Annotated in this window: 9 protein-coding genes and 3 tRNA genes; 5 read left to right on the top strand and 7 right to left on the bottom strand. The window is 54.4% G+C overall.

The annotated features are described in order from the left end of the window. Positions 1 to 44: 44 nt before the first annotated feature. Complete coding sequence (locus tag OVA10_RS10470; protein WP_268195879.1) at positions 45 to 2741, top strand: cation-transporting P-type ATPase; 2697 nt, start codon at positions 45 to 47, stop codon at positions 2739 to 2741. Positions 2742 to 2833: 92 nt separating this feature from the next. Here the strand turns inward: OVA10_RS10470 and OVA10_RS10475 are convergent. After that, a tRNA-Asn gene (locus tag OVA10_RS10475) sits at positions 2834 to 2909 on the bottom strand. Between the two features lie 320 nt (positions 2910 to 3229). On the opposite strand from OVA10_RS10475, the gene nac reads away from it, so the two are divergent. Continuing rightward, positions 3230 to 4147 carry a nitrogen assimilation transcriptional regulator NAC gene (gene nac / locus OVA10_RS10480; protein WP_095282537.1) on the top strand — a complete coding sequence of 306 codons (918 nt, stop codon included), beginning with the start codon at positions 3230 to 3232 and terminating at the stop codon, positions 4145 to 4147. Between the two features lie 96 nt (positions 4148 to 4243). Continuing rightward, positions 4244 to 5194, top strand: coding sequence for an HTH-type transcriptional regulator Cbl (gene cbl, locus OVA10_RS10485; RefSeq protein ID WP_100779667.1), 951 nt, complete (start codon positions 4244 to 4246; stop codon positions 5192 to 5194). A gap of 53 nt (positions 5195 to 5247) precedes the next feature. Here cbl and OVA10_RS10490 read toward each other — a convergent pair. After that, a tRNA-Asn gene (locus OVA10_RS10490) sits at positions 5248 to 5323 on the bottom strand. A 100-nt stretch (positions 5324 to 5423) separates the two neighbouring features. After that, positions 5424 to 6221, bottom strand: a complete 798-nt coding sequence (gene mtfA, locus OVA10_RS10495; protein ID WP_268195880.1) for a DgsA anti-repressor MtfA — start codon at positions 6219 to 6221, stop codon at positions 5424 to 5426. Between the two features lie 93 nt (positions 6222 to 6314). Between mtfA and OVA10_RS10500 the strand changes: the two genes are divergently transcribed. Then, positions 6315 to 6404, top strand: a tRNA-Ser gene (locus tag OVA10_RS10500). Between the two features lie 178 nt (positions 6405 to 6582). On the opposite strand, the gene OVA10_RS10505 is transcribed toward OVA10_RS10500, so the two are convergent. Next, positions 6583 to 7278 (bottom strand): hypothetical protein, encoded by a 696-nt coding sequence (locus OVA10_RS10505; RefSeq protein ID WP_268195881.1) that lies wholly within the window; start codon positions 7276 to 7278, stop codon positions 6583 to 6585. Positions 7279 to 7297: 19 nt separating this feature from the next. Next, positions 7298 to 7870 (bottom strand): hypothetical protein, encoded by a 573-nt coding sequence (locus OVA10_RS10510; protein ID WP_268195882.1) that lies wholly within the window; start codon positions 7868 to 7870, stop codon positions 7298 to 7300. A gap of 279 nt (positions 7871 to 8149) precedes the next feature. On the opposite strand from OVA10_RS10510, the gene OVA10_RS10515 reads away from it, so the two are divergent. Beyond that, positions 8150 to 8548, top strand: a complete 399-nt coding sequence (locus OVA10_RS10515; protein ID WP_268195883.1) for a DUF350 domain-containing protein — start codon at positions 8150 to 8152, stop codon at positions 8546 to 8548. 65 nt (positions 8549 to 8613) lie between these two features. Here the strand turns inward: OVA10_RS10515 and fumA are convergent, their stop codons facing one another. Then, a complete protein-coding gene (gene fumA, locus OVA10_RS10520) occupies positions 8614 to 10263 on the bottom strand; it encodes a class I fumarate hydratase FumA (protein ID WP_102104043.1) in 1650 nt (549 codons plus the stop codon). Between the two features lie 55 nt (positions 10264 to 10318). Continuing rightward, a complete protein-coding gene (locus OVA10_RS10525) occupies positions 10319 to 11827 on the bottom strand; it encodes an anion permease (protein WP_187469907.1) in 1509 nt (502 codons plus the stop codon). Positions 11828 to 12075 lie beyond the last annotated feature (248 nt).

Here is a 12075-nt window from a genome sequence, read left to right on the forward strand (position 1 = left end):
AGTGACAGTGTGCGTTTTTCGTTGCAGGACTTGAGGACGGAAGAATGAATACAGAAAAACCGGTCCAGCCCTTTTACCGGCTCTCCGTAGAAGAAACCCTGGCACAAACAAACAGTACCCCAGACGGCATCAGCGGGGCGGACGCAACGGCGCGCCTGTCGCAGTACGGTGAAAATGCCCTGCCGCAGAAACCCGGCAAACCCGCCTGGCTGCGCTTTTTAGCGCACTTTAAAGATGTCCTGATCTATGTCCTGCTGGCGGCGGCGCTGCTGACCGCCGTAATGGGGCATTGGGTTGATACGCTGGTGATTCTGGGCGTGGCGGTAATCAACGCCCTCATCGGTCACATTCAGGAAAGTAATGCGGAAAAATCCCTGCAGAGCATTCGCAATATGCTCTCCAGCGAAGCGGTGGTGGTTCGTCACGGCAATCATGAAACGGTCCCGACCACCGCGCTGGTGCCGGGGGATATCGTGGTGATCCGCGCGGGTGATCGAATTCCTGCCGATTTAAGGCTGCTTGAAGCGCACAACCTGCGGGTGGAGGAGGCGATTCTGACGGGGGAATCTACCGTCGTGGAAAAAAGCACCGAGAGACTGGAAGGGGAGCTGCCGCTGGGGGATCGCACCAATCTGCTGTTCTCCGGGACCACGGTCAGTGCCGGTGGCGGCAAAGGCATTGTGGTGGCGACGGGCGGCGACACGGAGCTGGGCCATATCAACCAGATGATGGCAGATATTGAACAGCACCGCACGCCGCTGCTGGTGCAGATGGATAAGCTCGGCAAAGCCATTTTCATTATTATCCTGGTGATGATGGCGGCGCTGTTCGTCTTCAGCCTGCTGTTCCGCGATATGCCGGTTTCCGAACTCATGCTGTCGCTCATCAGTCTGGCGGTGGCGTCGGTCCCGGAAGGTTTGCCTGCGATTATCTCGATTATTCTCTCCCTGGGCGTGCAGACCATGGCGCGGCAGAAAGCCATTATCCGCAAACTGCCGACGGTCGAAACCCTGGGGGCGATGACGGTAATCTGCTCAGATAAAACCGGCACCCTGACCATGAATGAGATGACGGTGAAAGCGGTGATCACGGCGGAGAAAATCTATCGCGTCGAAGGCGATAGCTATGAGCCGATGGGGAATATTCACCCGATTGACGATCCGACACCGGTGGCGGTGACTCATGGCTCGCTGCTTGAGCGCTATCTGCGCACGATCGATCTCTGCAATGACAGCCAGCTGATGAAAGACGAACAGGGGCTGTGGAAAATCACCGGTGGCCCAACGGAAGGGGCGCTGAAGGTGCTGGCCGCTAAAGTGCCGCTGCCGCCTTTGCAGACAGAGCTGCGCAGCAAAATCCCGTTTGATTCCCAGTATAAATACATGTCGACCCTCCATCGCATCGGCGATGAAGAGATGATCCTGATTACCGGTGCGCCGGACGTGCTGTTCAGGCTGTGCCAGCATCAGCAGACGGAAAGCGGGCTGCAACCGCTGAATCAACCTTACTGGGAAGCGCAGATTGAAGAGTATGCGCGGGAAGGTTTACGTATGGTGGCGGCAGCCTGGAAGACCGCAGGTGTTGATCAAACGACGCTGGACCATCCGGATTTGCAGCAGGGGGTGATTCTGCTCGGTATTGCCGGAATGATGGACCCGCCGCGTCCGGAAGCCATTACCGCTATTGGCGAATGCCTGCAGGCGGGCATTCGCGTGAAAATGATCACCGGCGACCACCCGCAAACGGCAATGAGCATCGGCAAAATGCTGGGAATTGGCAATGCCGGGAACGCGATTACCGGACGTGAGCTGGAGGTCATGGATGATCAGCAGCTGAGCGAAGCGGCGCAGAGCTATGATATTTTTGCCCGTACCAGCCCGGAGGATAAATTCCGCCTGGTGCAGGCGCTGCAAAGTAAGAAAGAGGTGGTCGGGATGACCGGCGATGGGGTTAACGATGCGCCTGCGCTGAAACAGGCTGACGTCGGTATCGCTATGGGTATCAAAGGGACGGAGGTGACCAAAGAGGCGGCGGATATGGTGCTCACGGATGATAACTTCGCCACCATCGCCAGCGCGGTTCGCGAAGGCCGTCGGGTTTACGATAACCTGAAAAAAACCATTCTCTTTATTATGCCCACTAACCTGGCGCAGGGCTTACTGATTATCATCGCTCTGCTTGCCGGGAACTTAATTCCGCTGACGCCGGTACTGATCCTGTGGATGAACATGGCGACATCCGCCACGCTGTCGTTTGGCCTGGCGTTTGAGGCGGGCGAGCGGAATATCATGAAACGCCCACCGCGTAACCCAAACCTGCATGTCATGGACGGGTTTGCTATCTGGCGCGTGGTATTTGTCGGCTCGATGATCGCCGTGAGTGCCTTTGTGCTGGAAGCCTGGCTACAACCGCGCGGCTATTCACCGGAGTTTATTCGCACCGTCCTGTTGCAGACCCTGGTGACCGCCCAATGGTTCTACATGCTGAACTGCCGTGTCTCCGACGGCTTCTCCCTGAGTAAAGGCCTGCTGGCCAATCGCGGGATCTGGATAGTCAGCGGGGTGCTGCTGGTACTTCAACTGCTGATTATCTACGCGCCGTTTATGCAGATGCTGTTCGGCACCGAGTCACTTCCGTTCCGCTATTGGGTCATTACCTTTATTATCGGCTTCGCGATGTTCCTGATTGTCGAAATCGAAAAACCGTTGACCCGTAGATGGCGGGTGGATGCGACAGGTTAGCCCTGTGGTCGGGTAAGGTGCAGCCGCCGCCCGGTAATTTCCCTGAACGCAGAAAAGCAAAAAGCCTGCTTTAAAAGCAGGCTTTTCAAATTTGGCTCCTCTGACTGGACTCGAACCAGTGACATACGGATTAACAGTCCGCCGTTCTACCGACTGAACTACAGAGGAATCGTGTGAACGGGGCGCATATTATCGACCCCAATAACGCTTGTCAAAGGGGAGATCGATCCCTTGTGATCGTTTGCTGACAAAATCAGCAAAGTGCTTTCTTTCCCGGCAAAATGCACACTTCTGGTGCAGGCTTACCCCTTATGGGGCAGATCGTAAACCGCTGTTTCAGTAATAAAACGGAGCAGGGTGATTAGATTTCCTTATTTTCAGCCGCTTAGCGCACTCATCCGTCCTCTTTTAAAAACTGGCATCCATATTGCAAAAACTCTTTCAACAATGAGCGCCAGTACCGGCACTGTATTTTAACAGGGGGCAAAATGAACTTAAGACGACTGAAATACTTCGTAAAAATCGTCGATATCGGTAGCCTGACCCAGGCCGCGGAAGTGTTGCATATCGCGCAGCCTGCGCTGAGCCAGCAGGTGGCCACTCTGGAAGGTGAACTGGACCAGCAGCTGTTGATCCGCACCAAGCGTGGCGTGACGCCAACGGAAGCCGGTAAGATTCTTTACACCCATGCGCGCACTATTCTGCGCCAGTGCGAACAAGCGCAGCTGGCCGTATGTAACGTCGGACACACCCTGAGCGGACAGGTGTCGATTGGTCTTGCGCCAGGCACTGCCGCGTCTTCCATTACCATGCCGCTGCTGCAGGCCGTTCGCGCCGAGCTGCCGGAGGTGCTGGTCTATCTGCATGAAAATAGCGGGTCGGTCCTTAACGATAAACTGCTCAACGGTCAGCTCGACATGGCGGTCCTGTACGATCGCTCACCGATTGCGGGGATCACCAGCCAGCCGTTGCTGAAAGAAGATCTCTATCTCGTAGGGACGCGCGATTGTCCGGGCCAGAGCATTGATTTAACCGCTGTGGCAGAGATGAATCTGTTCCTGCCGCGCGATTACAGCGCCGTGCGCCTGCGCGTCGACGAAGCTTTCTCTCTGCGTCGCCTGACGGCAAAAATCATCGGTGAGATCGACTCTATCTCGACGCTGACCGCCGCGATTGCCAGCGGAATGGGCGTCACGGTGCTGCCGGAATCCGCCGCGCGTTCTCTTTGCAGCGCCGCGAACGGCTGGATGGCGCGGATCACCACGCCATCCATGAGCCTGCCGCTGTCTCTGAATATGTCTGCCCGCGGCTCTCTGTCGCCACAGGCGCAGGCGGTGAAAGAGATCCTGATGTCGCTGGTCAGCCGTCCATCGCTGGAGAATCGTGAACTGCAGCTCGTGAGCTGATATTCCATAAAGGAATAAGATGCTGGTTTTTATTATTTGTTCTGCAGGTCTGCTGACTCTAACAATAGGGCTATGTCAGATGCGCCGGAGTGAATCGTGAATTTCCAGCAACTTAAAATTATCCGTGAGGCGGCCAGGCGGGACTACAACCTGACCGAAGTCGCCAACATGCTTTATACCTCTCAGTCAGGCGTCAGCCGCCACATACGCGAGCTGGAAGAAGAGCTGGGCATTGAGATTTTCATCCGCCGCGGCAAACGCCTGCTGGGGATGACGGAGCCAGGTAAAGCGTTACTGACCATCGCTGAGCGAATACTCAACGAAGCCAGCAACGTTCGACGCCTGGCAGATCTCTTTACTAACGACGCGTCCGGGGTGCTGACAATCGCCACCACCCATACGCAGGCGCGCTACAGTTTACCGCCGGTGATCAAGGCATTTCGTGAGCTATTTCCGGACGTCCGGCTGGAGCTGATTCAGGGCACTCCGCAGGAGATCGAAGTGTTGCTGCAAAACGGCGGGGCGGATATCGGTATCGCCAGTGAACGCCTGAGTAACGATCCACTGCTGGTGGCGTTCCCCTGGTTCCGCTGGCATCACAGCCTGCTATTGCCCGTCGACCATCCACTTCATCAGGTTTCGCCCCTCACGCTCGAAGATATTGTCAAATGGCCGCTGATTACCTATCGGCAGGGTATTACCGGCCGTTCGCGTATCGACGAAGCCTTTAATCGCAAAGGGCTGACGCCGGATATCGTGCTGAGTGCACAGGATTCGGATGTGATCAAAACCTATGTAGAGCTGGGGCTTGGCATCGGCCTGGTGGCGGAACAGTCCGGCGGCGAGCGCGAACTGGGAGATTTGGTGCGCCTGGATACCCGCCATCTGTTTGATGCCAACACCGTCTGGCTGGGGCTTAAGCGCGGACAGCTGCAACGCAACTATGTCTGGCGCTTTATCGAGCTGTGCAATGCCGGTTTGTCGGTGGATGAAATTAAGCGCCAGGTAATGGAAACGGAAGAAGTGGCGATTGATTATCAGATTTGAGGGTGAAATGCGGAAAAGCAAAAAGCCTGCTGTAAAAGCAGGCTTTTCAAATTTGGCTCCTCTGACTGGACTCGAACCAGTGACATACGGATTAACAGTCCGCCGTTCTACCGACTGAACTACAGAGGAATCGTGTGAACGAGGCGCATGTTAATGGCCTCGCTATTTTGTGTCAACTCTAAATTCAACTTGCTGATTCAAATGATTAATTAAGAGCCAACCTGCTGTTTTAGTGTACTTGGGAGGACGAATGTCCACCTGGTCCCGCATTTTCACGTAGACGCTGCAGGGGATCTTGCTGGTAAAAATAGCAAAAACGCTGCCACAGCGCCGGGAAGCGGGGTGCGAACAGTTCGGGTGCGCTGAAGAAATATTCCGACAACACCGCAAAACACTCTGCCGGATCGGTCGCTGCGTAGGCATCAATGCTGGCTGCGCTTTCACCCACCAGATCGATCTCATCCTGGATATTGTTCATTGCCGCATGGAGATCGTGCTCCCAGCTCGCAACTTCCCGCAGAGGGATAAATGGCACGCCGCTGGCGCGATCGCCGTTGCGGGTATCCAGCTTATGGGCGACTTCGTGAATAATCAGATTAAAACCGGAGGCGTCAAAGGAGTCCTGAATATCCAGCCAGTTGAGGATAATCGGGCCTTGCTGCCAGCTTTGTCCGGACTGCACGACGCGCTGATTATGCACCAGCCCAATGTCATCTTCCCATTCGTCGTCCACCACGAAAGGCGCCGGGTAGATCAGCACTTCATGGAAGCCGTCGAGCCACTCAAAGCCCAACTCCAGCACAGGCAAACAGAAGAGCAGGGCGATACGCGCGCTTTTAAGGGCGTCCAGCTCAAAACCCTGAAGCGGGACGAGGCGTTTTTGCTGTAAAAAACGATCGGCTAACTGAACCAGTCGGGTTTGCTCATCGGGGTCGAGACTGGCGAGTACCGGAATAGCCAGCGCCTCTTCCCACGGAAAAGTCGTGTTCGGTGCGGTTTCGTTCGATTTCCAGGGCCACTTAATCATCGCTTCGCTCGCAAACTCATCACTTGAACAAAAATGCAGGATAAGGATCTGTTAAAATGCCAAATTACCTGGCATCATGGCAACCACTATAACGGAGAGATGCCGGAGCGGCTGAACGGACTAGTCTCGAAAACTAGAGTAGGGGCAACTCTACCGGGGGTTCAAATCCCCCTCTCTCCGCCACTTCACTGCTTTAGCGTCATCATTTCTCATCGGACACCTTCCAGCGCCCTCATTCTGACTGAGGTCAGCATCAAGATGCACCTGAAGTTCGCAGGAGTCTAGCCTTAGTGCTTTTTCAAGTCATTGATGTTTTATGCAACTTGAGAGAGATATCTCGCTCTTAGCGCTTTTCCCCCTTTCAAACTGCCCGTTTATCATACTGATGCCGACATAGCGTCCCGACATTGCGGTTGTTGCTTTTCGCGCCAGTATGCAGATAAAGCGGTTTTGCCTCATGTACCCAAAAGCTGTCACCTGCCTGCATTTGTTGATTAAAAATCGTTGCCTCTGGATACAGATCGCGTAACCGACCGCTGCTAAGACCAAACCACTGCCGCGATAGGGTTCTGAACTCCTGCGTGCTCAGGAGCTTGCCGCCAAGACGTGCGCAGTGCTCGCGCGCGCGGGCAAAATTTTTATCCAGTTCGCCATCACCCGTAAGCCAGGTTTCGACGAAAAAGTCATGGCGCTGCGTATTGCCGGTCTTGAGGTTTTTCAGCGTCAGCGTCATGGCTCTCTCCTCTGCACGCGGTTGCCTGATCATCATAAGCTGGATCCGTCCCTCCACGGGCTGCGGCTTTATCACTATCCAGTCATGGTTAACGCTAAATTTCAGATCGTTGAGATTAAGAGACTCACTGTTGCTGCTCATCGTGACATAGGCACTCGTAAACCCGGTGCTTAACATCTCTGCCGTTCGAAATCCTGGCATGCTGGGGGAGTGAAAACTGATCTTACTGAGATAATCCGCTTTGTCGGGAGGCACAGGATCAGCCGATACGGTCAGCGGCAGCAGTAGGGGGAGAGTCGCGACGGTCCGCAGTAAAATAGTCATTATCGGCACCCCAACGGTATTAAGTGTGGGCCAGCAAACGGCCGGTTAAGATTTCCTGGTCAAGCTTCAGCGCTTCTTTATTCTGAATAGTGCCTGCGGATTTCAGAGCAATAAAGATCAGCAGCGAGCAGGCGATAAAGGCTGCTAAATAATAGCCGCTCATCAGGAGGTATCCGGCAAGGGAGATATAAATAAGGCCTGTTACGGCACTTGTTAGTGCGACTTTAAGAGCCACTTTTTCGCTCCGCCTGAATGAGACGCCCATGAGCGTGGCGAAAAAGATCATACTCAGAATGACACCGACGGCGGGAATACTGCAGACAGCCGCCGCGACGATAAACAGAAGGGTCTGGTATTTGCGTAGCAGCGGCTTACGGGCAAAAAAGTCCGTTTCATACAGGGTTTGCGTCGAGACGTTGAACAGTCGCACCAGCCGCTGTTTACGTAATAACAGACGCACGACATGACCTGTTTTCAGATGCAGCAGCACATTAGCCGGGATGTCGAAGACTTCTCTCGTATCGCCGCATTTAAGGACAACAGAATTCCACTGAATCTTTTCAATCTCGCCGAGCAGGAGTTTTTTTTCCATTTACCCTTATCATCGTCTCTGAATAACTGCCTGAATTTCCTGCGCCAGATTGTAGGCAATAGAGCCTGTAGAAATGTAAATAACTCTGCGGGATTCATAAGGTATTGTGGATATTATTCAGCCCTGTGCAATGGGCATAACATAAATAGGGTCTTTTATGCAGGTATAAGACGGGAATCCAGCATGGCCTGTGAGGGGAGCGCAAGGTAAAAACAGGTAAATGAGTCGTTGCAGAAATTAATGATAAGTTAAAATTATTTTTTATGCTCAGGGGGCAATATGCACATACTGGATGCTTTACTGGCCTTTTCGGCCTATTTTTTTATCGGCGTGGCCATGGTGATTGTTTTTCTTTTTGTTTACACCAAAGTGACGCCGCACGATGAATGGCAACTGATCAAAGATGACAATGCGGCGGCTGCGCTGGCTTTCAGCGGTACGCTGTTAGGTTTTGTCATTCCGCTCTCCAGCGCGGCAGTGAATTCCGTGGGGATCCTGGACTACTGCATCTGGGGTGGAGTGGCTTTTGTCGTCCAGCTTCTGATTTATGCCGGCGTGCGGCTCTACATGCCGACACTGGGTGACAAGATTTCCAGTAACAACATCGCTGCGGGGGTGTTCATGGGCATTTTTGCGTTGGCAGGGGGTATCCTCAACGCGGCCTGTATGACCTGGTAGTGACGACACATTGCGGAAATAAAAAAGCCAGGCCTTACGCCTGGCTTTTTACTTTACAGACTCAATCAACGCTGCGCGCAACCCGCGCACTGTTTGTTCTGGATCTGCTGGAAGAAGTCATTCCCTTTGTCATCCACCAGGATAAACGCCGGGAAGTTTTCTACTTCGATTTTCCAGATAGCTTCCATACCCAGTTCAGGCCAGGCGACACACTCCAGACTCTTAATGCTGTTTTGCGCCAGCACCGCTGCCGGGCCGCCGATGCTGCCCAGATAGAAACCGCCGTGCTTGTGGCAGGCATCCGTGACCTGCTGGCTGCGGTTACCTTTCGCCAGCATGACCATACTTGCACCGTGCGATTGCAGTAAATCCACATACGAGTCCATACGACCGGCCGTGGTTGGGCCTAACGAGCCAGAAGCATACCCCTCCGGTGTCTTCGCCGGGCCGGCGTAATAGATCGGGTGATCTTTGACGTATTGCGGCAGTTCTTCACCGTTATCCAGCAGCTCTTTCAGCTTGGCATGGGCGATATCACGGGCCACGATAATGGTGCCGTTCAGGGACAGACGGGTCGAAACCGGATGAGCTGAGAGCTGTGCCAGGATCTCGTGCATCGGCTGGTTCAGGTTAATGCTGACCACCTCGCCTTCACCCTGTTGACGCAGTGATTCAGGAATGTACTGGCCCGGATTGTGTTCCAGTTTCTCAATCCAGATCCCGTCGCGGTTGATTTTCGCTTTGATGTTACGGTCAGCTGAGCACGACACGCCCATACCGACCGGGCAGGAGGCGCCGTGGCGCGGCAAGCGGATTACGCGAATATCGTGGGCGAAATATTTCCCGCCGAACTGAGCGCCCAGGCCCAGATTTTGCGCTTCCAGCAGCAGTTCCTGCTCCAGCTGAACATCGCGGAACGCCTGGCCGTGTTCGTTACCTTCTGTCGGCAGGCCGTCGTAGTAGCGCGTTGACGCCAGTTTCACGGTTTTCAGGGTGCTTTCAGCAGAGGTTCCGCCAATCACAAAGGCGATATGGTAAGGCGGGCAGGCCGCCGTACCCAGGGAACGCATCTTCTCGACCAGGTAATTTTTCAGTTTAGCCGGGGTGATGAGCGCTTTGGTTTCCTGATACAGATAGGTTTTGTTGGCGGAACCGCCGCCTTTCGCCATGCACAGGAACTTGTACTCATCGCCGTCGACGCTGTAGAGGTCGATCTGCGCGGGCAGGTTGGTGCCGGTATTCACCTCTTTATACATATCCAGCGCGGCGTTCTGGGAGTAGCGCAGGTTATCTTCGATGTAAGTGTTGTACACACCCTGGCTCAGCGCGGCTTCGTCGCCACCGCCGGTCCAGACACGCTGGCCTTTTTTGCCCATGATGATCGCTGTACCCGTATCCTGGCAGGTCGGCAGGACGCCTTTGGCCGCGATTTCAGAGTTGCGCAGGAACTGCAGGGCGACATATTTATCGTTTTCGCTGGCTTCCGGGTCGTTGAGGATCGCCGCAACCTGTTTCTGGTGCGACGGGCGCAGCATAAAGGCCGCATCGTGGAACGCCTGCTGAGCGAGCAGGGTCAGGGCCTCTGGCTCGACCTGGAGAATCTCCTGGCCGTTAAATTCCGCCACGGAGACGTGCTCTTTGGTCAGCAGATAATATTCGGTGTCGTCATGTGCGAGAGGGAAGGGATTCTGATAGTAAAAGGTTTTGTTCGACATTGCGTATCACTCCATAAAATTAAACCGCCGGAGGGTACCCTCCGGCGGTTATGAATCAGAACATCATGGACATCCACGGATAACCAATCAGCAGCAGGGCCGCCAGGAAGATGGCGCCAAAGATGGTGCCGAGGCGCCAGTAGTCTTTGGTTGGCAGGTAGCCGCTCCCGTAGTAAATCGGGCTTGGGCCGGTGCCGTATGGGGTGATGATCCCCATGATACCCAGAGAGGTCACCATCAGCAGGACGAACACTTCCATGTTAATACCCGGAATGGTGGCGGCGATGGTCAGCATCGCAGGCAGCAGCGCAGTGGTGTGCGCGGTGGTGCTGGCAAACAGGTAGTGCAGCAGGTAGAACGCCAGCAGCAGGACCACCGTTGCGACACCCGGCGAGATACCGCTCATTAGCAGGCCGCCTTCTTTACCCAGCCAGGCGATGAAGCCGGTGGAAGAGAGGCCGTCTGCAAGTGCCACCAAAGTGGCGAACCAGACAAAGGTGTTCCATGCGGCTTTGTTGCCGGTGATGTCGTTCCACTCCAGCACGCCGGTCCACAGCATTAGGCCAACAATCAGCAGGGCGGCCAGCGCAGGTTCAATCCACGCGGCGGCGAAAATCCACATCATCAGCGCACAGCAGACAAAGACCAGCAGCAGAATTTCATTGCGCGACAGTTTGCCCAGTTTCTCCAGCTCACGACACGCCCACAGCGGCACTTCGTCGTTGATTTTCACTTCTGGCGGATAGAACCAGTAGGCCAGCAGCGGCATCACCAGAATCAGCAGCACACCCACCGGCAGGAAGGCAATAAACCAGGTGCCCCAGGAGATGTTGATCCCGACGATGCTTTTCACCAGCGCCAGAGCGAGCAGGTTTGGCGCCAGCGCAGAGAGGAACATGGAGCTGGTGATACAGGCGGCGGTAATGGCTACCCACATCAGGTAGGAGCCAATTTTACGCGCGCTTGGGTCGTTCGGTTTTGAACCATACAGCGGCGGCAGGTTAGCGATGATCGGGTAGATAGTCCCGCCGCTACGCGCCGTGTTAGACGGTGTGAACGGGGCCAGCAGCAGGTCCGCGAAGGTGATTGCATAACCCAGCGTCAGGCTGCGGCGGCCAAGATATTTCACCAGAATCAGCGCCAGACGCCGGCCAAAACGGGTTTTGTCATAGCCCGCGGCAAACATAAAGGCACCGAAAATCAGCCAGACGGTGGAGTTACCGAAGCCGCTCACCGCCCATTTAAAGGAGGCACCTGCCAGCTTGAATTTCGGGTCAGCCAGCTGTTCCGGGCTAAACAGCACCCACTGGCTGCACAGGGCGATGGCGACGACCCCGGTCAGGCCAATCACGGCACCCGGCAGCGGTTCGAAGATCAGACCAACGATCACGCCAACAAAGATAGCGAAGTAGTGCCAGGCATAAGGCGGTAACCCTTCAGGAACCGGCACAAACAGGAGGAGCACTGCGACAATAATGGGCAGTGCCATCATCAGCAGACGTTTGTTGCTTCCGTCTTTTGGCTTGCTCGCCACTGGAGGCGTTACAGCTGTTTTATCATTCATAGGTTTGCTTCTTAAGTTGTCAAAAATTCGGTTTAGCAGAAATAACATCGCGACTTTTTTAATTACTTTGCTTTCTTTAGTTATTTAAAGTGCTTTCAGGTTATTTCTTGAATAGCTATTTAGCGCGCTTTTGGAGGCGGTAAATTAAAAATTGATGATGTTTATATAGTGCGCCTTTAGAGGCTAGTGGAATTGATCGCGATCAATAAAATAGAATTGCGGTGTTATTTTTATCCATATTTTAATAA

Origin of the sequence: Lelliottia sp. SL45, assembly GCF_026672535.1 — a bacterium.
GTDB lineage: Bacteria > Pseudomonadota > Gammaproteobacteria > Enterobacterales > Enterobacteriaceae > Enterobacter > Enterobacter nimipressuralis.

Excerpts from the sequence above, each read along its gene's own strand:
- OVA10_RS10505 (WP_268195881.1), bottom strand. The coding sequence starts at position 7,278 with ATGACTATTTTACTGCGGACCGTCGCGACTCTCCCCCTACTGCTGCCG.
- nac (WP_095282537.1), top strand. The coding sequence starts at position 3,230 with ATGAACTTAAGACGACTGAAATACTTCGTAAAAATCGTCGATATCGGT.
- fumA (WP_102104043.1), bottom strand. The coding sequence starts at position 10,263 with ATGTCGAACAAAACCTTTTACTATCAGAATCCCTTCCCTCTCGCACAT.
- mtfA (WP_268195880.1), bottom strand. The coding sequence starts at position 6,221 with ATGATTAAGTGGCCCTGGAAATCGAACGAAACCGCACCGAACACGACT.
- OVA10_RS10515 (WP_268195883.1), top strand. The coding sequence starts at position 8,150 with ATGCACATACTGGATGCTTTACTGGCCTTTTCGGCCTATTTTTTTATC.
- OVA10_RS10525 (WP_187469907.1), bottom strand. The coding sequence starts at position 11,827 with ATGAATGATAAAACAGCTGTAACGCCTCCAGTGGCGAGCAAGCCAAAA.
- OVA10_RS10470 (WP_268195879.1), top strand. The coding sequence starts at position 45 with ATGAATACAGAAAAACCGGTCCAGCCCTTTTACCGGCTCTCCGTAGAA.
- OVA10_RS10510 (WP_268195882.1), bottom strand. The coding sequence starts at position 7,870 with ATGGAAAAAAAACTCCTGCTCGGCGAGATTGAAAAGATTCAGTGGAAT.